This window comes from Cryobacterium sp. TMS1-13-1, from assembly GCF_004403125.1.
GTDB classification, from domain to species: Bacteria; Actinomycetota; Actinomycetes; order Actinomycetales; family Microbacteriaceae; genus Cryobacterium; species Cryobacterium levicorallinum.
The window spans coordinates 691,388-715,954 of sequence record NZ_SOGX01000010.1 but is presented as its reverse complement, the minus strand read 5'-3'; the positions used below and the strand labels follow the sequence as shown (position 1 = coordinate 715,954).

Sequence of the window (24,567 nt, the reverse complement as noted above, 5' to 3'; positions counted from 1 at the left end):
TAGACTTAACCTGCTTGTCAACGTACAGAGCACAATGTATTTATGAGGAGAACCATGAGCATCGATATGTCAGATCCCGGACACGGCCACTCCCCGGCGGCCTGGACCGCTGTCATCATCATGCTGGTGGCGTTCACGATCGGCACGACCGCATTCTTCTTCGAGCTGCCCTGGCTGGTCTGGGCCTCCTTCGGCCTGCTGCTCGCCGGTCTCGTTGTTGGCTATGTGATGAGCAAGGTTGGCTATGGCGTAAACACCATGACAGCCACGCCGCACGGTCACTGACCGGCTGCGCTGCCACCTGGTGCTCCAAGAACTTCTCGCCGGCGCGGTTTCCGACGCCGAAGAACGCCTACTCACCCGCCCGTTCGCGAGCGTGGAAGCCGCTGCGCGCGTCCGCCCGCCCGCACTCGATGCCCTGCACGCCCTTGCTCCCACCGAACGGGTCAAGATTCTCGCCGAGATCAAACGGGCGAGCCCGAGCCGCGGCGCCCTCGCTGCCATCACCGACCCGGCAGCGCTGGCTGTCTCCTATGAGTCCGGCGGGGCAAGCGCCATCAGCGTGCTCACCGAGGGACGACGCTTTCACGGCTCGCTGACCGACCTCGAGCAGGTGCGCGCTGCGGTGAGCATTCCGATTCTGCGCAAGGACTTCATTGGAACGCCGTACCAGGTGTTCGAGGCCCGCGCGGCCGGAGCCGATCTGGTGCTGCTCATCGTCGCCGCGCTCGACCAGGCCACCCTGCTGTCCCTGCACGACCTCATCCGTGAGCTCGGCATGACGGCGTTGGTCGAAACGCACAGCGGGGATGAGGTCAGTCGCGCCCTCGACATCGGCGCCAGTCTGGTCGGGGTCAACGCCCGCGACCTGTCAACCTTTGAACTTGACCAGAACCTGTTCGGTACCCTCGCCAACAAAATCCCCTCCGGCGTTATTCGCGTCGCCGAGTCCGCCGTCAAGACAGCAGCCGATGTTGCGCATTACCGCGCAGCCGGAGCCGATGTTGTCCTGGTCGGCGAAGCGCTTGTAACGAGTGATCCCATCCGAACCCTCTCTGAGTTTTTGGCGGTATAAATGTCTTTACGAGAAGAATCCTTACGTGCAGAATCCGGCCCATATTTCGGGGAATTCGGCGGCAGGTTCGTGCCCGAGTCCCTCGTTGCAGCGCTCGATGAACTCACCGCGGAATACGAACTCGCCAAGAAGGATCCAGCCTTCGCCGCGGCGCTGATGGACCTGCACATCAACTACACCGGTCGCCCGTCGATCATTACCGAGGTGCCGCGCTTCGCCGAGCACGCCGGTGGCGCCCGCATCATTCTCAAGCGTGAAGATCTCAACCACACCGGTTCGCACAAGATCAACAACGCTCTCGGCCAGGCTCTACTCACCAAACGCATCGGTAAAACCCGAGTCATCGCCGAAACCGGAGCTGGCCAGCACGGAGTTGCCACCGCCACTGTCGCCGCCCTGTTCGGGCTCGAATGCGTCGTCTATATGGGCGAGGTCGACACCGAGCGACAGGCCCTGAACGTGGCCCGCATGCGCCTGCTGGGTGCCGAAGTCGTTCCGGTCAAGACCGGCTCCCGCACCCTGAAGGACGCGATCAACGACGCCATGCGCGACTGGGTCACCAACGTCGAGACGACCAATTATATTTTCGGAACCGTGGCCGGGCCGCATCCGTTCCCCGCCATGGTCCGCGACTTTCAAAAGATCATCGGCGAGGAGGCTCGCCAACAGGTTCTCGACCTGACCGGCAGCCTGCCGGATGCCGTCACGGCCTGTGTCGGTGGCGGCTCAAACGCTATGGGCATCTTCCACGCGTTTCTGGACGATGCCGATGTCGCGTTGTACGGCTACGAAGCGGCCGGAGACGGCGTCGATACACCGCGCCACGCAGCGACCATCACCAAGGGACGCCCCGGTGTGTTGCACGGGGCCCGCAGCATGCTGCTGCAGGACGAAGACGGCCAGACCGTTGAATCGCACTCGATCTCAGCGGGCCTTGACTATCCCGGCGTCGGCCCGGAGCACGCCTGGCTTGCCAGCATCGGCCGGGCCACGTACCTGCCGATCACCGACGACGACGCGATGAGCGCCCTGCGGCTGCTCAGCCGTACGGAAGGAATCATCCCGGCGATCGAGTCCTCGCACGCTCTGGCCGGATCGCTCGAGCTCGGCCGGAAGCTCGGCCCGGACGCGACCATTCTGATCAACCTCAGCGGCCGCGGCGACAAGGACATGGAAACAGCCGGCCGATACTTCGACCTGCTCGACGAAGGCGCGGAACAATCATGACGGTCACAGCGCCGAACGACACAGTGAGCACGGTCGAACAGACCATCGCACGGCGACGCACCGAGGGCGGCGGCGCTCTCATCGGCTACCTGCCGGTCGGTTTCCCGACCCTGACTGAGAGCATTGACGCCGCCGTGGCGCTCGTCACCAACGGCGTCGACATCATTGAACTCGGTCTGCCCTATTCCGACCCCGTCATGGACGGCCCGGTCATTCAGGCTGCCACGCAGCAGGCCCTGGCGAACGGCTTCAAGCTGCGCCACGGATTCGAAGCCGTCAAGGCGATCACCGCACAGGTCGACGCCCCCATTCTCGTGATGACCTACTGGAACCCGGTGGTGCAGTACGGCGTCGAGCGTTTCGCCGACGACCTGCGTGCCGCGGGTGGTGCCGGCCTGATCACCCCCGACCTCATTCCCGACGAGGCCGCAGACTGGATGGCCGCGAGCGTACGCACCGGACTGGACCGGGTCTTCCTCGCCGCGCCGTCCTCCTCGGACGCCCGATTGGTGCAGGCGATTGAAGCGAGCCGCGGCTTTGTTTACACCGTCTCGACGATGGGCACGACCGGCGCCCGCGCCGGGGTTGATTCTGCCGCTCGTATTCTGGTGGAACGCCTCCGCGCTGTCGGCTGCACGAGCGCCTGTGTCGGGCTGGGCATCTCGACTCCCGAGCAGGTACGGGAAATTCTCGGTTATGCTGACGGCGCCATCGTTGGGTCTGCCCTCGTGAAGGCGCTCACCGACGGGGGAGTCACCGCCGTGGCGCGGCTGGCCCTCGAACTCGCCGCGGGCGCGAGCGATATTCGCGCGGCCTCCGCGCCCCGGTAATCGCAGGCGCGCTCTACACTAAATTGTTCGAGGCGATCGATTATTTTCGCCCCAAGTGACGCGAGTCACGATGAAAGGTAGTACCTAGGTGTTGTTGAGTCTCCTGAGCACGAGTATTCCGAGCCCCGAGTGGCAGTTCTTCGACCTCGGACCGTTCCGCATCCACGCCTATGCGCTGTGTATTCTCGCCGGCATCGTCCTCGCCACCATCATCACCTCGCGCCGCCTGACCAGGCGCGGTGCCGAGCCGGGCGTTGTGCTCGACATCATCCTCTGGGCCGTTCCCCTCGGCATTGTCGGAGCCCGCATTTATCATGTTCTGACGCACCCGGGAGACTACTTCTTTGATGGAGCGGACCTGCTGCGCACCCTGTACATTTGGGAAGGCGGAAACGCCATCTTCGGGTCGCTGATCGGCGGCGCCGTCGGCGCCTATATCGGTTGCCGGATGGCCGGCATCCGTTTCTGGAGCTTCGCGGATGCTGTTGCTCCCGCCTTGTTGGTCGCCCAGGCCACCGGTCGGCTCGGCAACTGGTTCAACCACGAGCTGTTCGGGCTGCCGACGACCCTGCCGTGGGGGCTGGAAATCGAGTCCGGCAATGCCGCCTTCCCGGTCGGATTGCCGGCCGACACACTGTTCCACCCGACTTTTCTCTACGAAATCATCTGGAATCTGATCGGCGTCGCCGTCATCCTCTACCTCGAGCGTAAATTCCGTCTGCGTTTCGGTCAGACGCTCGGCGTATATCTCATCTGGTATGGACTGGGTCGCAGCTTTTTTGAGTCGATTCGGATTGACCCGAGCGAGATCTACTTCGGAATCCGCACCAACGTCTGGGCCGCTCTGGCAGCCATCGTGCTCGGCCTGGTGATCATCGTCGTGCAACGTCACCGCCACCCCGGACTAGAGCTCAGCCCCTATGTTCCCGGTCGGGAATGGAATGGCCCGGACGCTGGGCTAGAATTGGATGACAGCGATTCGGATGATCTTGATCAAAGCTCCGCGGATCAGAGCGATGATGCCGATGAACACACCGAATCACCCGAGGCCGCAGCCACAAGCACGAGCGCGTCGCGTCTGTAGACTCACGTCGGTTGAATCCCAACCGACGCACTCGTAGCGCTGCCCGGTCAGGGCAAACTCGAACAGGGCCGAACCCGATCAGGGTTCCCGCTACATCTCCCTGCACACATTTCCTTCGGGCCAGCGTCGTCCCTTACTGCCAGTCATTTCGTGAGGACGGTCTCAATGCCGCAGAAACCTCTCTATTCCCGCTTCAGCAGCATGCCCGAAGCGGCCGGTTTGTACGACCCAGCCGCCGAACGCGATGCGTGCGGCCTTGCCATGGTGGCGACCCTGCGGGGCACCGCCGGGCACGACATTATCACCCAGGCCCTCGACGCGCTGCGCAATCTTGAACACCGCGGTGCGGTCGGTTCCGACGCTGGAACCGGCGACGGTGCCGGCATCATCACCCAGATACCGGACGACTTCCTGCGCGCCGTGACAGATTTCGCGCTTCCCCCCGTCGGCCAGTACGCCGTCGGTAACGTCTTTCTGCCGACCGACCCGACCGCGCGCACGGCCATCAAGCGGGCCATCAGCCTGATCGCCGACGAGGAAAGCCTGACCATCCTCGGCTGGCGGGAGGTTCCGGTGCATCCGGAAGACCTCGGCAGCCAGGCGCGTGCGAACATGCCGGCTATCCAACAGCTGTTTGTGCAGAGCACCCGAACGACCGTATCCGGCGACCTGCTCGGCGACATCGCGCTCGACCGGCAGACCTTTCGGCTGCGGAAGCGCGCCGAGCGTGAGCTCGAGATCTATTTCGTCTCTCTGTCCTGCCGCACCCTGGTCTACAAGGGCATGGTCACCACCATGCAGCTCGAACCGTTCTACCCCGACCTGTCGGACGAACGATTCGTATCGACTCTCGCCCTGGTGCACTCGCGTTACTCCACCAACACTTTCCCGTCCTGGCCGCTCGCCCAGCCGTTCCGTATGATCGCCCACAACGGCGAGATCAACACGGTGCAGGGAAACCGCAACTGGATGCGCGCCCGCCAGTCCCAGCTCGAGTCCGAGCTGCTCGGTGACCTCGCACCCCTGCTGCCGATCGTAACGCCCGGCGCGAGCGACTCGGCCTCCTTCGATGAGGTCGTCGAACTGCTCAGCCTGTCGGGTCGATCGCTGCCGCACGCCATCATGATGATGGTGCCCGAGGCCTGGGAGAACCAGACCGACCTCGACGACGAACGTCGTGACTTCTACGAATATCACTCCATGCTCATGGAACCGTGGGACGGACCAGCTGCGATCGTTTTTACCGACGGCTCTCTCGTCGGCGCCACCCTCGACCGCAACGGCCTGCGTCCCGGTCGCTACCTCATCACCGACGACGGCCTCGTCGTGCTCGCGAGTGAGATCGGCGTGCTCGGAATCGACCCGGCGCGGGTGGTGCGTAAGGGCCGCCTGCGCCCCGGCCAGATGTTCCTGGTCGATACCGTGGCCGGCCGCATCATCGACGACCGGGAGATCAAGGCCGAACTGTCGGCCAGCGAACCCTGGGGCGACTGGCTGCAGAAGGGCCGTATCAACCTCAAGGACCTGCCGGAGCGGGAGCACATCGTGCACCCACCGGCATCCGTTGTACGTCGTCAACGCACCTTCGGCTACACCGAAGAAGAGGTGCGCATTCTGCTCACCCCGATGGCACGCACCGGAGCCGAACCACTCGGCGCCATGGGCAGCGACACCCCCATCGCGGTTCTGAGCGACCGCCCGCGCCTCATGTTCGACTACTTCACCCAGCAGTTCGCGCAGGTCACCAACCCGCCGCTCGACTCGATTCGCGAGGAAGTCGTCACGAGCCTCAAGCTCGGCCTCGGCCCTGAGCGCAACCTGCTCACGGCCGGTCCGGAACATGCCCGTCAGGTCATTCTCGATTTTCCGGTCATCGACAACGATGAACTGGCCAAGATCCAGCACATCGACCCCGCCGTCGGCAGCCGCACCACCACGACCATCCGCGGCCTGTACCGGTTCGAGGAGGGCGCAGACGCCCTGGCCAAGCGCCTCGCCGCGATCTGCGTCGAAGTCGACGAGGCGATCGAAGCCGGCGCGCTGTTCATCGTGCTGAGTGACCGCGACTCCAACCAGGACCTCGCCCCGATCCCGTCGCTGCTCATGATCGCCGCAGTGCACCACCACCTGATCCGCACCGAAAACCGCATGAAGGTCGGCATCGTGGTCGAGGCCGGCGATGTGCGCGAGGTGCATCACGTGGCCCTGCTCATGGGTTACGGCGCCTCAGCCGTCAATCCGTACCTCGCCATGGAAACTTGCGAAGACCTCGTGCGCAGCGGCATCATCACCAACGTCACGCCCGAAAAGGCCGTGCGCAACGTGATCAAGGCTCTCGGCAAGGGCGTGCTCAAAATCATGTCCAAGATGGGCATCTCCACCGTGTCGTCCTACGCTGGCGCGCAGACCTTCGAGGCCGTAGGCCTGGCCCAGTCCTTCGTCGACCAGTACTTCACCGGCACTACGAGCAAGCTCGGCGGCGTCGGCATCGACGTGATCGGTGTCGAAAACCTGGCGCGGCACGCATCCGCTTACCCAATGGATGCCGCGGTGACCGCCCACGAGCGGCTCGCGACCGGCGGGGAATACCAGTGGCGCCGGGACGGTGCCCCGCACCTGTTCAACCCGGAGACCATCTTCCGGCTGCAGCACGCCACCCGCACCAAGCGCTATGACATCTTCCGCGAGTACACGAAGATGGTCGACGACCAGGCTGAATCGCTCATGACGCTGCGCGGTATGTTCACCCTCAGCGCCGGCCAGCGCACGCCCGTGCCGCTCGACGAGGTCGAATCGGTGTCGCAGATCGTGAAGCGGTTCTCGACCGGAGCGATGAGCTATGGTTCGATCTCGCAGGAAGCGCACGAAACCCTCGCCATCGCGATGAACCGCCTCGGCGGCAAGTCGAACACCGGCGAGGGCGGCGAAGACCTCGACCGTCTGCTCGACCCGACTCGGCGCAGCGCGGTGAAGCAGGTCGCCTCGGGGCGGTTTGGCGTGACCAGCATGTACCTGACCCACGCCGACGATATCCAGATCAAGCTCGCGCAGGGCGCCAAGCCCGGTGAGGGCGGGCAGCTGCCGCCCACCAAGGTGTACCCGTGGATCGCCCGTACCCGGAACGCCACGGCCGGCGTCGGCCTCATCTCGCCGCCGCCGCACCACGACATCTACTCGATTGAAGACCTCAAGCAGCTCATTTTCGACCTGAAGCGGGCCAACCCGAAGGCGCGCATCCACACCAAACTGGTCAGCCAGTCCGGTATCGGCGCCGTCGCGGCGGGGGTCGCCAAGGCGCTCTCCGACGTGATTTTGATCAGCGGGCACGACGGCGGAACGGGCGCGAGCCCGGTCAACTCGCTCAAGCACGCCGGCACGCCGTGGGAACTCGGCCTCGCCGAGACGCAGCAGACGCTCATGCTCAACGGCATGCGCGACCGCGTTGTGGTGCAGGTCGACGGCCAGCTGAAAACCGGACGCGACGTTTTGATCGGTGCCCTGCTCGGCGCCGAAGAATTCGGTTTCGCCTCAGCCCCGCTCGTGGTCGCCGGCTGCATCATGATGCGCGTCTGCCACCTTGACACCTGCCCGGTCGGTGTCGCTACCCAGAACCCGGACCTACGCAAGCGCTTCAATGGTCAGGCCGACCACGTCGTGAACTTCTTCGAGTTCATCGCCCAGGAAGTACGCGAGTACCTCGCCGAACTCGGATTCCGCAGCCTTGACGAGGCCATCGGACACAGTGAAGTCCTGAACGTGAACCGTGCGCTCACCCATTGGAAGGCACAGGGGCTGGACCTCTCGCCCATTCTGAGCGGACCGGATTTCTCCGAGAGCGAACCGCGCAAGTGGGCCAGGGCCCAGGAGCACGAACTCGAGAAGCACTTCGACAATGAGCTGATTCGCCGAAGCCGGAGCGTACTCGAACACGGCGGCACGGTGCAGATCGATCTGCCGATTCGCAATACCGAACGCGCCGTTGGCACCATGCTCGGCCACGAGGTCACCCTGCGGCACGGCGAAAACGGCCTGCCCGCTGGGTCGATCGAGGTCAGGCTTACCGGTTCCGCCGGACAGTCCTTCGGGGCGTTCCTGCCGAGCGGGATCACTCTGCGGCTCGAGGGCGAATCCAACGACTACGTCGGCAAGGGCCTGTCGGGCGGGCAGATCATTGTGCGCCCCGACCGAACCAGCCAGTTTCCTGCCGAGGACAACGTCATCGCCGGCAACGTCATCGGTTACGGAGCCACGCAGGGCAGCATGTTCATTCGCGGCATCGTCGGCGAACGGTTCCTGGTGCGCAACTCCGGTGCCGTCGCCGTCGTCGAGGGCGTGGGGGACCACGCGCTCGAGTACATGACCGGCGGAGTCGCCCTCATCCTCGGCGAGACCGGGCGCAACCTCGGTGCCGGCATGAGTGGTGGCACGGCCTACGTCTACGGACTCACCGCCGAACGGGTCAACCGCGACGCGCTCACCTCGGGGGAGCTGCGGCTGCTTGCCCTCGACAGCGTCGACCGTGAAATCGTGCGCGACCTGCTCGAACAACACCGGGACCAGACTGACTCGGCACTTGCCAAGCGGATGCTGGAAAACCTGCAAGAAACCATGAACGCTTTTGTCAAGGTGCTGCCGCGCGACTACGCGGCCGTGCTGGAGACCAGGCAGACGGCCGTCGACGAGGGACTCGATCCCGACGGTCTCGTTGTTTGGAATCGAATTCTGGAGGTAACCAATGGCTGATCCGAAGGGATTTCTAAAGGACACGGAACGTGAGCTTCCCGCTCGACGGCCTGTGGCCATCCGCTTGATGGACTGGAAAGAGGTCTACGAGCAGGGTGACGCGGCCGTACTCAAACGGCAGGCTGGCCGCTGCATGGACTGCGGCGTACCGTTCTGTCACCAGGGCTGCCCGCTCGGTAACCTCATTCCCGAGTGGAACGACCTGGTCTGGCGCGACGAGGGCCGAGCGGCCATCGAACGCCTGCACTCGACCAACAACTTTCCCGAGTTCACCGGACGGCTCTGCCCGGCGCCCTGTGAATCGTCGTGCGTGCTCGGCATCAATCAGCCTGCCGTCACCATCAAGCAGGTCGAGGTGTCGATTATTGACCAGGCCTTCGCCAAGGGCTGGGTGCAGCCGCAACCGCCCGGACGCCTGACCGGCAAGACTGTCGCCGTCGTGGGCTCCGGCCCCGCCGGCCTGGCCGCAGCCCAGCAGCTGACCCGCGCCGGCCACACGGTCGCCGTGTTCGAACGCGACGACCGTATCGGTGGGCTGCTGCGCTATGGCATTCCCGACTTCAAGATGGAGAAGAAACACCTCGAACTGCGCCTCGCGCAGATGACGGCGGAGGGAACCCGGTTCCGCGCCAACGTCAACATCGGTGTGGACATCACCTGGGACGACCTGCGCGCCCGGTATGACGCCGTCGTGGTGGCGACCGGCGCCATGGTTCCCCGGGACCTGCCGATTCCCGGGCGCGACCTGCCCGGTGTGCACTTCGCCATGGAATACCTCGTGCAGCAGAACAAGTTAGGCGCCGGCGGAAGCCTCGAAGCGCAGATCACGGCTGAGGGCAAGCACGTCGTGGTGCTCGGTGGTGGTGACACCGGAGCTGACTGCATCGGCACAGCGCACCGCCAGCTGGCAGCATCCGTCACCAACCTGGCGATCGGCAAGCAGCCGGGCACGACTCGCCCGGACAGCCAGCCGTGGCCGATGTCGCCGACCCTGTTCGAGGTATCGAGCGCACACGAAGAGGGCGGCACCCGCCAATACCTCGCGTCGACGGTCGAATTTCTGGCCAACGACTTCGGTGAGGTGCGTGCCATTCGCATTGCCGAAACCGAATACCTCGACGGACGTCGCGTTCCCAAGGCCGGCACGGAGAAGGAAATTCCTGCTGACCTCGTGCTGCTCGCGATGGGGTTCACCGGGCCGGAATCGGACGAACTCAGCCACCAGCTGAAGCTTCCCTTCGACAACCGCGGCAACGTGGAACGCGACGGCAACTATCAGACCAGCCACGAGGGTGTCTTCGTCGCCGGGGACGCCGGTCGCGGCCAGTCCCTGATCGTCTGGGCCATCGCTGAAGGACGAGCCGCAGCGGCCGCGGTTGACCAGTTCCTGGAAGGCAAGACGCAATTGCCCTCTCCCGTGAAGCCGACCGACCGGTCCTTCGCTCTCTAACCCTGAGTTTTCCCTCACTACGCTGTAAGTGCGCCCTCCGGGCGCGGAAATTGGAGATTCACCAGTATGAGACGCGCAAAAATCGTTGCCACCCTCGGGCCGGCAGCGTCCAGCTACGAGCAGATCAGGGCGCTCATTGACGCGGGCGTTGACGTCTGTCGCATGAACCTGAGCCACGGCAACTATCAGGTACACGAAAGCGTGTACGCCAACGTGCGCAAGGCCGCGAACGACTCTGGCCGCGCCGTCGCCGTCATGGTCGACCTGCAGGGCCCGAAGATTCGTCTCGGCAAGTTCGAGGGCGGCCCGTACGACCTCGCCGTCGGCGATATCTTCAAGATCACCACCGAAGACGTGCTCGGCACCAAGGAACTGTCCGGCACGACCTTCAAGGGTCTGCCGCACGATGTGCACCCGGGCGACTTTCTGCTCATCGACGACGGCAAGGTCAAGGTGCAGGTCGTTGAAACGGATGGCGTCGTCGTCACGACCAAGGTCATCGTCGCCGGTCCCGTCTCCAACAACAAGGGCATCAACCTGCCCGGCGTGGCTGTCAACGTACCCGCCCTGTCCGAGAAGGACGAAGCGGACCTGCGCTGGGGCCTCCGCCTCGGCACCGACCTCATCGCGCTCTCCTTCGTGCGCAGCGCCGAGGACATCACCCGCGTGCACGAGATCATGGCCGAAGAAGGCCGTCGCGTTCCGGTAATCGCCAAGATCGAAAAGCCGCAGGCCGTCGACAACCTCGAAGAAATCGTCGACGCCTTCGACGCGATCATGGTCGCCCGTGGCGACCTCGGAGTTGAGCTCCCGCTCGAAGCCGTGCCGATCGTGCAGAAGCAGGCCGTTGAGATCGCCCGCCGCATGGCCAAGCCGGTCATCGTCGCCACGCAGATGCTCGAATCAATGATTCTGAGCCCGGTGCCCACCCGCGCCGAAACCAGCGACGTCGCCAACGCCGTGCTCGACGGTGCGGATGCCGTCATGCTCAGCGGTGAGACCAGCGTCGGAGAGTACCCCGTCGTCACGGTGCAGACCATGGCTCGCATTGTGGAATCCACTGAGATTCACGGCCTGGAGCGCATCGGCAAGCTCACCAATCGTCCGCGCACCCAGGGTGGCGCCATCACGCTGGCCGCCATCGAGGTCGCCGAGTTCGTCGACGCCAAGTTCCTGTGCATTTTCACCGAGTCCGGTGACTCGGCGCGACGCATGTCGCGTCTGCGGTCCAAGATTCCGATGCTGGCGTTCACGCCGGAGCCGGGCATCCGTCGCCGTCTGGCCCTCACCTGGGGCATCCAGACCTACCTGGTGGAGCCGGTGACCCACACCGACGCCATGTTCGGTCAGGTCGATGACATTCTCATCGGCCAGGGTCTCGCTGAAATCGGTGACAAGGTCGTCGTCATCTCCGGTTCCCCTCCCGGAATTGTCGGCTCGACGAACGACATTCGTGTGCACCGCGTGGGCGACGCCCACAACGAGGTCGCACCGGCGTACGTTAAGAAGTAGCTGCTAATGCAAAAGCCCCGCCCGATCATCTCGGGCGGGGCTTTTGTGCGTGCGCTTTATAGAACGGGAGGCTTCTCTGCTCGCGTGTCCAGCCATTCCTGGTGCTGCCGCAGCCCCGAGCGGATGGCGTTTCGAATCACGAAATAGGCCGCCCAAAACCCCAGTGCGATCAGCGCCGGATAGATCAGTAACGACAGGTAGCCCCAATACGCCATGTTCTTCATCATCGGTCCAGCCTGACAGGTGCGGGCGTGTCAACACAAACTGGCCATGATTTCTGGTACCGGTGGTGGGACTCGAACCCACACGTCCTTGCGAACAAAGCATTTTGAGTGCTCCGCGTCTGCCATTCCGCCACACCGGCTTACAACTACTTGTTCAGAATACCGTAGGCTTTCCTCGTGACCGACCAAGACAGCACCCCCACCCCTCCGCGCCGCGTTGTCGTCGCTGAGGATGAATCCCTCATTCGCCTCGACATCGTCGAGATTCTGCGCGACAACGGCTTTGAAGTCGTCGGCGAAGCCGGTGACGGAGAAACTGCGGTCGCCTTGGCGCGGGAGCTCCGCCCCGACCTGGTCATCATGGACGTCAAGATGCCCCAGCTCGACGGCATCAGCGCGGCTGAACGCCTCTCCAAGGAGCACATCGCTCCGGTGGTTCTGCTGACCGCGTTCAGCCAGAAGGAACTGGTTGAGCGCGCCACGGAAGCCGGCGCCCTCGCGTACGTCGTCAAGCCCTTCACCCCCAACGATCTGCTGCCGGCCATCGAGATCGCTCTCTCGCGCTACAGCCAGATCATCACCCTCGAGGCCGAGGTCGCCGACCTGGTCGAACGGTTCGAGACCCGTAAGCTCGTCGACCGGGCCAAGGGCCTGCTGAACGAGAAGATGGGCTTGACCGAGCCGGAGGCCTTCCGCTGGATTCAGAAAGCCTCGATGGACCGTCGCCTCACCATGCACGACGTGTCGCAGGCCATTATCGAGCAGCTCAGCGCCAAGAAGTAGCAAAGTTCCAGAGAACGGCCCGGCAGATTCTGCCGGGCCGTTTTGCATCCCGGTCGAGGATGACCACGGCTGCGTGTCGGTGGTCTCCGATATTCTCAAACGGAGCAGAGGTGGGTGCATGTTCTTACTGGATGGCAGTGTGGTGACGAGTGCGAGTGACCTGAGCGCGGCATCCGTCTGCGAGTTTGCCTTTCTGCGCCGCATCGACGCGAAGCTCGGTCGCATCGACAGCGTGCCCGACCCGGTCGACTCCATGCTGCAACGCACCTCGCGGCTGGGCGACCAGCACGAACACCGGGTGCTCGAGCGGTACCGGCTCGGCGAATCTGTGGTCGAAATTGCCCGTCCAGAGCGGATGGACCGCCCCGCCCTCGAGACAGCCGCCGCCGACACGCGGCTGGCTTTCAGCACTGGCGCTGAAGTCATCTTTCAGGCCACGTTCTTTGACCCCGACTTCGGCTCGCCAACCGCAGACATCGCCTTTCTCGGATTCGCCGACTTCATCGTTCGGCAGGAGGGCGGCGCCTGGCTGCTGCAAGACACCAAACTCGCCCGGCATGCCCGGGTTACAGCGCTGCTGCAGCTCGCCGCGTACGCCGAACAGCTTGAGCGCATCGGCGTGCCAACGGCCGAGACCGTCGAACTGCTCCTCGGCGACGGTTCCGTGAGCGTGCACCGGCTCGCCGATATTCGCCCGGTGTACCGCAAACGCAAGCAGCGCCTCCTGCAGATCATCTCAGACCGTCTGGCCGACGATGCGGCCGTCGCCTGGGGCGACCCGCGCTACACGATCTGCGGGCGCTGTTCCTCTTGTGAGGCGCAGGTGCAGCAGCACCGCGATCCGCTGCTCGTGGCTGGGCTGCGCTTGTCGCAGCGGGCGCGGCTGGCGGCCGGCGGCATCCGTACCATCGACGACCTTGCGGCGTCCACGGGTGAGATCAAGGGCATGGCCGACTCGACGCTCGTCTCCCTGCGCACGCAGGCCCGGCTGCAGCTGCAGCCGGTCGTGGGCACGGCCCCGCCGGTCGACCTGTACAACGCCAGTGCGCTCATTGCGCTGCCCGCACCGAACCCCGGCGATATCTTCTTCGACTTCGAGGGCGACCCGCTCTATTCCGAAGGAGACGCGAAGGAGAAAGACGCGGCAAGGGGAGACTTGACCGAAGGCGCGACCACGCAGTGGGGCCTCGACTATCTGTTCGGCCTGGTTGACGTTGACGAGACCTTCCGCGCGTTCTGGGCGCATACCTGGGCCGAAGAGAGCATGGCCTTGAGTGACTTTCTGGCCTACCTCGCCGATCGTCGAGCTCGGTTTCCCGGCATGCACGTCTACCACTACGCCGCCTACGAGCGCACCCACCTGCTCAGCCTCGCCGCTCGGCACGGCGTCGGCGAAGATCAGATCGACCAGTTGCTGCGCGAGAACGTGCTCGTCGACCTCTACCCGCTCGTGCGCAAGACCGTGCGCGTCGGGTCGCGTTCCTACTCGATCAAGAAGCTCGAACCCCTTTACATGGGCGCCGAGTTGCGCGGTGGCGAGGTCACCAACGCGGCTGATTCCATCACCGAATACGCCGCAGCCCGCGACCTGCACGAGCACGGCGACACGGTCGAAGCGCAGCGCATGCTCGACTCCATCGCCGACTACAACCGCTACGACTGTGTGTCAACGTTGCGCCTACGCGACTGGCTGCTGCAGCTAGCCCGTGGAGCCGGCATCCGCTCGGCTGATCTCGGCCCAGCGGGCCGGCAGCTCGAAGCGGATGTCGACACCGCCCCGCCGTCGCCCGTGCGCGACGCCCTGCTCGCCCTCGCAGCCCTGGCCAGCCACGCTCCGCGCAGCATCGACGAGACCGCGGCCGCCTTTGCCGCCGCAGCGATCGACTACCACCGGCGTGAGCAGAAGAGTTTCTGGTGGGGGCACTATTTTCGGCTCGAGTACCCGATCGACGAATGGCAGGACACCCGCGACGTGCTCGTCGTTGAAAACGTTGCCGTGGAACGCGACTGGTTTCGTGAGGGTAAGCAGCGCGTCGACCGCCGGCACCTGTGGCTGCGCGGACGATTTGCACCCGGCAGCAGTATCAAACCGGGCGACCAGACCGGCCCGTACCTGCTCTACGACTACCCGGGGCCGTTCCAGAACCCCGACACCGCGGAGGGCGCCCGCACCCACCGCACCGTGAAGGTGCTCGAGGTCACCGACGACGGCGGCGTCTTGGTCGAAGAGACGCTGCTCACAGACACCGCCCGGTACGACCACCGGCCAAGCGCCCTTGCGCCCGCCGCACCACCTTGGCCGATGCAGCAGAAACCCGCCATCGATGAGTGGGCCGCTGCCATCGTCGACGCCCAGCCGGGCTGGCCGAGCGACCCGATGGTCGACATCCTGCGTCGCACCGCGCCCCGCACCCGCGCGGGACACCTGGCGGCAATTCCCGGGGATGGCAACACGATCGACGCCGTCATCGCGACCCTGCTCGACCTCGACCGCTCCTATCTCGCCGTTCAGGGGCCGCCCGGCACCGGCAAGACCTATCTCGGAGCCCACGTCATCACGGCGCTCGTGCAGCAGCACGGCTTCAAGATCGGCGTCGTCGCCCAGTCCCACGCGGTGGTGGAGAACCTGCTCGGCGCCGTCGTCACGGCCGGGCTCGAGCCGGCCCTGGTCGGCAAGGTTGCGAAGACCGGCGCCGACCCGGCCGATGCCGCTTACACCGTGCTGCCGAAAGACGGCCAACTTCTGTTCGCACTCGACCACACCGCGAGTGGATTCGTCATCGGCGGAACCGCCTGGGACTTCAGCAATCCGGCCCGCGTGCCACGCCACAGCCTCGATCTGCTGGTCGTCGACGAAGCCGGCCAGTTCTCGCTCGCATCGACCATCGCGGCCAGTGTGGGCGCCCAGAACCTGCTGCTGCTGGGCGACCCGCAGCAACTACCGCAGGTCAGTCAAGGCACCCATCCCGAGCCAATCGACCAGTCCGCGCTCGGCTGGGTCGCCGCCGGCCACGACGTGCTGCCCGCCGACCGGGGCTATTTTCTCGCCGAAAGTCGCCGCATGCATCCGGCGGTGACCGCTCCCGTCTCTCGGCTGTCCTATGGCGGCCTGCTGCGCGCCCACCCGGTCACCTCGACCCGGTCGCTCGCCGGCGTTGCGCCCGGTGTGCACGCGGTGCCCGTCGTGCACACCGGCAACGCCATCTCCTCACCCGAAGAAGCTCATGCCGTGGCCGACCTCGTGCAGACCACGCTCGGCCGGCTGTGGACCGACCCGAGTACCGACCGGCTGAATGACTCGCTGACCGAAGCCGACGTGATCGTCGTCACGCCGTACAACGCCCAGCTCACCCTGGTGCGGCAGTCCCTCGACGCTGCAGGTTACCCGGGCGTGCGGGTTGGCACCGTCGACAAATTCCAGGGCCAGGAGGCCGCCGTCGCGATCGTTACGCTTGCGGCCAGTTCGGCCGAGGATGTGCCGCGCGGCCTGTCGTTCCTGATCATGAAGAACCGCCTGAACGTCGCCATCTCACGCGCGAAATGGGCCGCGTACCTGGTCTATTCGCCGGCATTGACCGAGTATCTTCCGGTGACACCGGCCGGTGTCACCGAACTCAGTGCGTTCATCAGCCTGGTGGAGCCGGACCGCGCAGAGAAGTCAGACCCCGCAGAGAAGCCCGGCCAGGCAGCGAACTAGGCGCGCGGCGGCAGGTCCTTGATGATATTGGTGATGCGAATCGTCGAGCAGCGTCGACCGGCGTCGTCGGTGACCACGATCTCGTGCGTGGTGAGCGTACGGCCGAGGTGAATCGGCGTGCAGACCCCGGTCACGTAGCCCGACGTCGCCGAACGGTTGTGCGAGGCGTTGATCTCAATGCCCACGGCGAGCTTGCCCGGTCCGGCGTGCAGATTTGCGGCCATTGAGCCGAGGGACTCGCCGAGCACGACGTAGGCGCCGCCGTGCATGAGCATGGCCGGTTGCGTGTTGCCGGCCACGGGCATCCGTGCCACAGCGCGGTCAATCGTGAACTCGGTGAACTCCAGCCCCATCTTGTCGGCCAGATCTCCGCCACCGCGCTGCTGAACCCAGGCGAGTGCATCGTCAGTCGTATTGAACATGATCACCTTTGGTCGAGGGAACCCACGCGGGAAGACACTTGTAGGCTAGGGGAGTGTTGGACTCCGAAAAGCCTACCCTGATGATCATCGACGGCCATTCCCTGGCATTCCGGGCATTCTTCGCCCTGCCAGTGGATAGCTTCCAGACCCACGCTGGGCAGCATACGAACGCCATCCACGGCTTTCTGTCGATGCTGCTCAGCCTGCTGCGCAATGAGAAGCCGACCCACCTCGCGGTCGCCTTCGATATCTCCCGTGCTTCCTTTCGCACCCGGGAATACCCCGAATACAAGGGCACCCGCAATGCGACGCCGCCGGAATTCCTCGGCCAGATTCCGCTGCTGCAGGAAGCCCTCGCCGCGATGAACATCACCACCATCACCAAGGAGGACTTCGAGGCCGACGATATCCTCGCGACCCTTTCGGTCGAAGGCAGCGCAGCCGGCTACAACGTGCTCGTCGTTTCCGGCGACCGCGATGCCATCCAGCTGGTTAACGAGACCGTCACCCTGCTCTACCCGGCCAGCCAGGGTGTGTCGGCCCTCACCCGCTACGACCCGGCTCGGGTGCGCGAACGTTACGGCATCGAACCGGAGCAGTACCCCGACGTGGCCGCGCTCGTCGGTGAAACCAGCGACAACCTGATCGGCATCAGCAAGGTCGGCGAGAAGACTGCCGTGAAGTGGCTCGGCCTGTACGGCAGCCTCGATGGCATCCTGGAACACGCCGACGAGATCAAGGGGGTCGTTGGCAACAACCTGCGCGAGCAGAAGGAGAATGCGATTCGCAACCGCCGGCTCAACCGCCTGGTCACCAATCTGGAGCTGCCGATGGCGGTCGCCGCGCTCGAACGCGGCGCCATGGACACCGACGCGGTGCGGGACATCTTCACCCGCCTCGAATTCAAAACCCTGCTCGACCGGGTGCTCAAGCTGGCCGGCGAGGACCCGGCGGTTGAAGCATCCGTTACCGTCAACGTGGAGGTCCCCGCCGTGCAGGCGCCCGTCGCGCAGGATCTGCTCGACGAAGAGCTGCAGTCCTGGCTTGACCGGGCCACCGTGACTCACCCGGCGGGCCTTGGCCTCACGGTGGAGGTGCAGGACGGCAAGGCAATCGGTTTCGGGCTGGCCAGCCCGACCGAAACCATCAACCTGCCCTGGCAGCCCGGCCGTAAGGACTACGCCCCGCTCGAAGCGTGGCTCGCGAGCGCAGCTCCGAAGATCATGAACGACGCCAAACACCAGGTGAAGGCGCTGCGTCGCAGCGGGCTGCCCTTCGCCGGCCTCGCCTTCGACACCCTGGTCGGCGCCTGGCTCTTCCGCCCCGGCGGCCCCGACAAAACCCTGGCCGACCTCGTGTCGCGCTACCTCGACGAGAGCGTGCCCGTCGCCGACCCCAACCAGCTCGTTCCCGACGAGACCCAGCAGGCGGGCGCTCCCGCGCAGGCCTGGTACACCCTGCGTCTGTTTGCCGCCGTCGAGAAAGTCCTCGACCCCGGCTCGCTCAAGTTGCTGCTCGAGATTGAATTGCCGACCCTGCTGGCCCTGGCCGACATGGAACTGGCCGGCGTCAGCGTCTCGCACGAGCAGCTCGCCGAACTGTCCGCCGAGCTCGGTGCGAGTACGGCCAGCCTCGCCGCCGCCGCCTACGCGGAGATCGGCCGTGAGGTGAACCTCGGTTCACCTAAGCAACTGCAAGACGTGCTGTTCACCCAGCTCGAGATGCCCAAGACCCGCGCCAACAAGACCGGTTTTTCAACGGATGCCGGCGCTCTCGCCGACCTGCAGGCCAGCAACCCGCATCCGTTCCTCGACCTGCTGCTCAAACACCGCGACGCCACCAAGCTGCGCCAGATCGTGGAAACCCTCGACAAGGCCATCGACACGACCGGCCGCATCCACACCACCTACGTGCAGATCGGCACCACCACCGGCCGCATCTCCTCGAACGACCCGAACCTGCAGAACATCCCGGTGCGCACCGAGGAAGGCCGGCGCATCCGCGCCGCCTTCCAGGCCGGCGCCGACAGCGAGAGCCTGCTCACCGCCGACTACTCCCAGATCGAGATGCGCATCATGGCGCACCTCTCCGAAGACGCCGGCCTGATCGAAGCGTTCAACGCCGGCGAAGACCTGCACCGGTTCGTCGGTTCCCGCATTTTCGGTGTCGATCCCGCCGACGTGTCCGGCGAAATGCGCAGCAAGGTCAAGGCCATGAGCTACGGGCTCGCCTACGGCCTCAGCGCCTTCGGATTGTCCAAGCAGCTTCGCATCGACACCAAAGAGGCCAAGCAGCTCATGACCGACTACTTCGAGCGGTTCGGTGCGGTGCGCGACTACCTGCGCAACGTCGTCGAGCAGGCCAAGGTCGACGGTTACACCGAGACCATCTTCGGGCGGCGTCGGCCGTTCCCCGACCTGGCCAGCCCGAAACGGGTGCTGCGCGACAACGCCGAACGAGCGGCACTGAACGCGCCGATCCAGGGCTCGGCGGCCGACATTATGAAGATCGCCATGAACGGTATCGCCGCCGATCTGACGGATGCCTCGATGGAGTCCCGCATGCTGCTGCAAGTGCACGACGAATTGATTTTCGATGTGGCCCCGGGGGAGTGGGACGCCCTGCGCCAGGTCGTCACCCACAAGATGGAGTCCGCTGCCGATTTGCTCGTTCCGCTGACAGTGCAGGTCGGTCGCGGCCCCAACTGGGACGCCGCCGCGCACTAGTCCAACTGAGCACGGTTAAAGGGCAGAGGGGGCCGCAGCGTCCTTCCCCGTCCGGTTTCCGAGCGACTCACTCTGTCGGCTTGACCGGCCTATTTCTTCAATTGGGGGGTTCGCAACGAACCGTCGTGTTCTAGGCTCGATGCATGACAAACGACATCCAGCGCACTCCCACGGCCATCGACCAGATCGCCGAAGAGTGGGTGGACACCCTCGTCGACCTCGACCCCACCGTGGGTACCTACATCGGCCGTACCGCGGGAGACGGTCGCTACGGCGATTACTCCCCGGCCGGTCATGAACGGTTCCTCGACGCGGCGAAGACGACGATCGCGCAGCTGGATGCCGCCCGCCCGGTAGACAGCGTCGACGAAGTCACGCAGACCGACCTGCGCAGCGAACTGTCGCTCACTGTCGAAAGCTCCGACGCGCAGCTGCAGCTCCGCGATCTCAACGTCATCGCCTCGCCCGCGCAGGAGATCCGCGAAATCTTCGACCTCATGCCCACGAAAACCGTCGAGGACTGGGCCAACATCTCCAGCCGTCTCGGCAACCTGCCGGCAGCCATCGACGGGTACATCGAGACCCTGCGCCGCGGCATCGAACGCGGTGTGACACCGGCGCGCCGCCAGGTGCGGGAGGTACTCGCCCAGGCCCAGCGCCACGCTTCCAACGACGGGTTCTTCGCCGAATTCACCGCGAATGCCTCGCTCGACACCGGGACCCTGCCCGCCTCCCTGGCCAAGGATCTCGGCCTCGGTGCCCGCCAATCGGCGACCGCGTACGACAAGCTCGCCACCTTCTTCCGCGACGAGCTCGAGGGTAAGGCCACCGAAAACGACGCGATCGGCCGTGACCTGTACTCCCTCGCCTCTCGCCGCTTTCTCGGCGCCACCATCGACCTGGATGAGACCTACGAGTGGGGCATCGAAGAACTCGCCCGCATGGTTGAAGAGCAAGAGAAGGTCGCCGACCGGATCAAGCCCGGCGCCAGCGTGCTCGAAGCCATCGCCTACCTCGACACCGACCCGAGCCGCAAACTGCACGGCACCCAGGCGCTGCAGGAGTGGATGCAGAAAACCAGCGACAAAGCCGTCGCCGACCTGGCTGAGACCCAGTTCGACATTCCTGACGAGATCAAAACCATCGAGTGCATGATCGCCCCCACCCAGGAGGGCGGCATTTACTACACCGGCCCGACCGACGACTTCTCCCGGCCCGGCCGCATGTGGTGGTCCGTTCCGGTCGGCGTCACCGAATTCGACACCTGGCGTGAACTGACGACCGTGTACCACGAGGGCGTGCCCGGCCATCACCTGCAGATCGGGCAGGCCGTCTACAACCGAGCCAAGCTCAACACCTGGCGCCGCCAGCTGGCCGGCACCTCGGGCCACGCCGAGGGCTGGGCGCTCTACGCCGAACGCCTGATGGAACAACTCGGCTACCTCGACGACCCGGCCGACCGTCTGGGCATGCTCGACGGGCAGCGGATGCGCGCAGCTCGCGTGGTCCTCGACATCGGGGTGCACCTCGGCAAACAACTGCCCGACGGCTCCGGCCCCTGGACCGCCGACTACGCCTTCGAATTTCTCGGCCAGAACGTCAACATGAACGAGAGCTTCGTCAAATTCGAGGTCAACCGCTACTTGGGCTGGCCGGGCCAGGCCCCCTCCTACAAGGTCGGCCAGCGCATCTGGGAGCAGCTGCGCGACGCTGCACAGCAGCGCCAGGGCGCCGCCTTCTCGATCAAGGAGTTTCACCGCGCCGCCCTCGACCTCGGCGGCGTCGGGCTGGACACGCTGCGCTCTGCGTTGCTGAAGTAGGGCATCCGCTTGTGTCGGCGGGCTAGTCGAGTTGCCCGCGGGGGAGTCGGGTAGCTAGTATGGAGTGTCACATTTGTGATGCCTATCCGCTGCCATGCGCGGAGCGTTCCACGGTCTTTCTGTACCGCGGAGCATCCAAAAACACGTGAACTATTTTTCGCGTCTGGCCCGACTATGTCCATCCTGGAGCAACTACTACATGACAATCGCAACGACCGAACGGGCACCCAAGCAGGTCGCCATCAACGACATTGGATCTGCTGAAGACTTTCTTGCCGCGGTCGAAAAGACTCTGAAATTCTTCAACGACGGAGACCTCATCGAGGGCACCGTAGTGAAGATCGACCGCGACGAGGTTCTCCTCGACGTTGGGTACAAGACTGAGGGTGTCATCCCCTCTCGCGAACTTTCCATCAAGCACGACGTTGACCCCTCTGAGGTTGTCAAGGTCGGCGACCTGGTCGAGGCCCTCGTTCTTCAGAAAGAAGACAAAGAAGGCCGCCTCATCCTCTCCAAGAAGCGCGCTCAGTACGAGCGTGCATGGGGCGACGTTGAGAAGATCAAGGAGTCCGACGGTGTTGTCACCGGTTCGGTCATCGAGGTCGTCAAGGGTGGACTCATCGTCGACATCGGCCTGCGCGGGTTCCTGCCGGCATCGCTCATCGAACTTCGTCGCGTTCGCGACCTGACCCCGTACCTGGGCCAGGAAATCGAAGCGAAGATCCTCGAACTCGACAAGAACCGCAACAACGTTGTGCTGTCGCGTCGCGCCCTGCTCGAGCAGACGCAGAGCGAAAGCCGCACCACGTTCCTCAACAACCTCCAGAAGGGACAGGTCCGCAAGGGCGTCGTCTCCTCGATCGTCAACTTCGGCGCGTTCGTCGACCTCGGCGGCGTCGATGGTCTGGTTCACGTTTCCGAGCTCAGCTGGAAGCACATTGAGCACGCCAGCGAGGTCGTTGAAGTTGGCCAGGAAGTCACCGTCGAGATCCTCGAAGTTGACCTTGAGCGTGAGCGCGTCTCGCTGTCGCTCAAGGCTACGCAGGAAGACCCGTGGCAGGTCTTCGCCCGCACCCACGCCATCGGCCAGGTTGCACCGGGTAAGGTCACCAAGCTCGTTCCGTTCGGCGCGTTCGTTCGCGTCGCAGAAGGCATCGAGGGCCTCGTGCACATCAGCGAGCTCTCCGGCAAGCACGTCGAGCTCGCCGAGCAGGTTGTCTCGGTCGGCGACGAGGTCTTCGTCAAGGTCATCGACATTGACCTCGAGCGTCGCCGCATCTCGTTGAGCCTCAAGCAGGCCAACGATGGCGTCGACCCCGACGGCACCGAGTTCGACCCGGCGCTCTATGGAATGCTCACCGAGTACGACGACAAGGGCCAGTACAAGTACCCCGAGGGCTTCGACTCCGAGACCAACGAGTGGCGCGAAGGCTTTGACGAGCAGCGCGAAAAGTGGGAGCAGGACTACGCTGCAGCCCAGGCTCGCTGGGAAGCCCACAAGAAGCAGGTTTCGACCGCGAACGACGAGATCGCTGCCCCCAGCGACGTCGCACCAGCCGGCTCTGCCTTCTCGAGCGAGTCGGCTGGCGCCGGCACGCTCGCCGACGACGAAGCACTCGCGGCTCTCCGCGAGAAGCTCTCCGGCGGCAACTAGCACCACAGCTTAACCACAGCGCTGTTTCACAGCTACGCAGTGTGACTGCGCACGGCGGGCCGCATCTTTCGGGATGCGGCCCGCCGTGTTTAACCGGGGCGACGAAAGCGGATGCCGACGGACCGCGCGCACAATGGCATCCGCCGTCACTACGCAGCCGTCATTAGACACGTTGTGGTTCGTGGTATACCTAGTAGTGAGGAAATTTCCTCTATTTGGCTGCGTCCCGGTATTCACAAAATTGCCGAGCGGATGCGGCTATCCCCATGTGCAATCAGCTTCTGGCTGGAATGGCACAGTGCGCAACGGTTTCACAGCCCCATCGGAGAGTTTCATGAATAGTTTTCGTCCCGTTACTTACACCGGCAACCGGGTCGAGAACAATTCTGAATGGCGGAGCTCGACTGACGACGCGGGCACACCGTTCGACGGAGCTGTGTCATCGTCAGCCAACGGCCTGCCGCGCCGTGCTGACCGAACGACCACCGACGGCGATCCGCTTGCCGATACGGCGTCAGCACCCAACCCCAGCGCCGTGGTCAGAGCATCTTCCGGCTCCGGACCGCAGCAATCCTTGATACCCGGAGACGAGAACGATACTGCACTCGGGGAAGGCTCCCTGCACGAAGTGATCGCCACGGCTGACCACGACTCCAAATTCTTTTTCCCGGGTCTCCGCGACGCCGTTACCGCCGTAACTGAGTCAGGGGTAGCGTCCACTGCCCTGGTCGTCGAGGACGACCACAAGTCGGCGAAGCTCGTCCGTCTTTTCCTCGAAGCCGAAGGTTTCGCGGTAGTTGTAGCATCCACAGGCGAGGAGGCACTCGTTCTCGCCCGCAAAATTCCGCTCAGCCTCATCACCCTCGACGTGAAATTGCCGGGCATAGACGGGTGGAATTTTTTGCTGCAGCTGCATGATTCGCCAAAATTTGCATCAATTCCGGTCGTGGTCATCGCTGGCGATGCGGACATGAGTGTGGCGCTGAGTCGTGGCGCAGCGGCCGTGCTGGAAAAACCGCTCCAGCGAGCGGAACTGCAGAATTCACTTGCCCTGCTGGGGTTGCGCCCCAATCGTTGCTATCCCCGCTGCATTCTTGTCGTTGACGAAGACCGGGAAACCATCGAGCAGGTGACTTCGTATGTGGAGAAACCCACCTACTGCGTCAAATCTGCTGAGACCGGCGATGCGGCGATCACCGACGAGGAACAAGACACCATCGACAGCGAGCCAGGACAGCCCGTCGTCGCCATGAACAAACCAGACCTCAACCGTGAGGCGTTACTCGCTGAGATCAAGCGCGCCCTCGAATAAGCGGATAC

At 64.5% G+C, this 24,567-nt stretch carries 16 protein-coding genes and 1 tRNA gene; 14 read left to right on the top strand and 3 right to left on the bottom strand.

Going from position 1 to position 24,567, the window contains the following annotated elements:
• The first annotated feature begins 54 nt into the window (after positions 1-54).
• From E3T31_RS12705 to pyk, 8 genes are all read left to right on the top strand, one after another.
• Entirely contained in the window at positions 55-285 is a 231-nt protein-coding gene (locus E3T31_RS12705; RefSeq protein ID WP_134469010.1) for a DUF6704 family protein, read from the top strand.
• Between the two features lie 19 nt (positions 286-304).
• Positions 305-1,075: an indole-3-glycerol phosphate synthase TrpC gene (gene trpC / locus E3T31_RS12700; RefSeq protein ID WP_134469009.1), complete on the top strand. Its 771-nt coding sequence runs from the start codon at positions 305-307 to the stop codon at positions 1,073-1,075.
• Positions 1,076-2,302: a tryptophan synthase subunit beta gene (gene trpB, locus E3T31_RS12695; RefSeq protein WP_134469008.1), complete on the top strand. Its 1,227-nt coding sequence runs from the start codon at positions 1,076-1,078 to the stop codon at positions 2,300-2,302.
• A complete protein-coding gene (gene trpA, locus E3T31_RS12690; protein WP_134469007.1) occupies positions 2,299-3,132 on the top strand; it encodes a tryptophan synthase subunit alpha in 834 nt (277 codons plus the stop codon). The genes trpB and trpA overlap by 4 nt, the downstream gene beginning before the upstream one ends.
• Before the next feature lie 94 nt (positions 3,133-3,226).
• Positions 3,227-4,216 carry a prolipoprotein diacylglyceryl transferase gene (lgt, locus tag E3T31_RS12685; protein WP_241977950.1) on the top strand — a complete coding sequence of 330 codons (990 nt, stop codon included), beginning with the start codon at positions 3,227-3,229 and terminating at the stop codon, positions 4,214-4,216.
• 165 nt (positions 4,217-4,381) lie between these two features.
• Positions 4,382-8,959 (top strand): glutamate synthase large subunit, encoded by a 4,578-nt coding sequence (gene gltB, locus E3T31_RS12680; RefSeq protein ID WP_134469006.1) that lies wholly within the window; start codon positions 4,382-4,384, stop codon positions 8,957-8,959.
• Complete coding sequence (locus tag E3T31_RS12675; protein WP_134469005.1) at positions 8,952-10,409, top strand: glutamate synthase subunit beta; 1,458 nt, start codon at positions 8,952-8,954, stop codon at positions 10,407-10,409. Before gltB ends, E3T31_RS12675 begins: the two co-directional genes overlap by 8 nt.
• 66 nt (positions 10,410-10,475) lie before the next feature.
• Positions 10,476-11,921, top strand: a complete 1,446-nt coding sequence (gene pyk, locus E3T31_RS12670) for a pyruvate kinase (protein ID WP_134469004.1) — start codon at positions 10,476-10,478, stop codon at positions 11,919-11,921.
• A gap of 56 nt (positions 11,922-11,977) precedes the next feature.
• Here pyk and E3T31_RS17875 read toward each other — a convergent pair whose 3' ends face one another.
• Positions 11,978-12,148 (bottom strand): hypothetical protein, encoded by a 171-nt coding sequence (locus tag E3T31_RS17875; protein ID WP_166788500.1) that lies wholly within the window; start codon positions 12,146-12,148, stop codon positions 11,978-11,980.
• Positions 12,149-12,199: 51 nt separating this feature from the next.
• Positions 12,200-12,285, bottom strand: a tRNA-Leu gene (locus E3T31_RS12665).
• Positions 12,286-12,322: 37 nt separating this feature from the next.
• On the opposite strand from E3T31_RS12665, the gene E3T31_RS12660 reads away from it, so the two are divergent.
• On the top strand, positions 12,323-12,928 hold the full coding sequence (locus tag E3T31_RS12660) for an ANTAR domain-containing response regulator (protein WP_035879545.1): 606 nt from the start codon (positions 12,323-12,325) through the stop codon (positions 12,926-12,928).
• A 118-nt stretch (positions 12,929-13,046) separates the two neighbouring features.
• Positions 13,047-16,625, top strand: coding sequence for a bifunctional RecB family nuclease/DEAD/DEAH box helicase (locus tag E3T31_RS12655; protein ID WP_134469003.1), 3,579 nt, complete (start codon positions 13,047-13,049; stop codon positions 16,623-16,625).
• Here the strand turns inward: E3T31_RS12655 and E3T31_RS12650 are convergent.
• Entirely contained in the window at positions 16,622-17,047 is a 426-nt protein-coding gene (locus E3T31_RS12650; RefSeq protein ID WP_134442148.1) for a hotdog fold thioesterase, read from the bottom strand. The two genes, E3T31_RS12655 and E3T31_RS12650, sit on opposite strands and share 4 nt — an antisense overlap.
• A gap of 53 nt (positions 17,048-17,100) precedes the next feature.
• On the opposite strand from E3T31_RS12650, the gene polA reads away from it, so the two are divergent.
• The 4 genes from polA (at position 17,101) to E3T31_RS12630 (ending at position 24,559) form a co-directional block, all read left to right on the top strand.
• Entirely contained in the window at positions 17,101-19,773 is a 2,673-nt protein-coding gene (gene polA, locus E3T31_RS12645) for a DNA polymerase I (protein WP_134469002.1), read from the top strand.
• Between the two features lie 143 nt (positions 19,774-19,916).
• Positions 19,917-21,593 (top strand): DUF885 domain-containing protein, encoded by a 1,677-nt coding sequence (locus tag E3T31_RS12640; protein WP_134469001.1) that lies wholly within the window; start codon positions 19,917-19,919, stop codon positions 21,591-21,593.
• Between the two features lie 199 nt (positions 21,594-21,792).
• Positions 21,793-23,247 carry a 30S ribosomal protein S1 gene (rpsA, locus tag E3T31_RS12635; RefSeq protein ID WP_092448535.1) on the top strand — a complete coding sequence of 485 codons (1,455 nt, stop codon included), beginning with the start codon at positions 21,793-21,795 and terminating at the stop codon, positions 23,245-23,247.
• Between the two features lie 298 nt (positions 23,248-23,545).
• On the top strand, positions 23,546-24,559 hold the full coding sequence (locus tag E3T31_RS12630) for a PleD family two-component system response regulator (protein WP_166788499.1): 1,014 nt from the start codon (positions 23,546-23,548) through the stop codon (positions 24,557-24,559).
• Positions 24,560-24,567 lie beyond the last annotated feature (8 nt).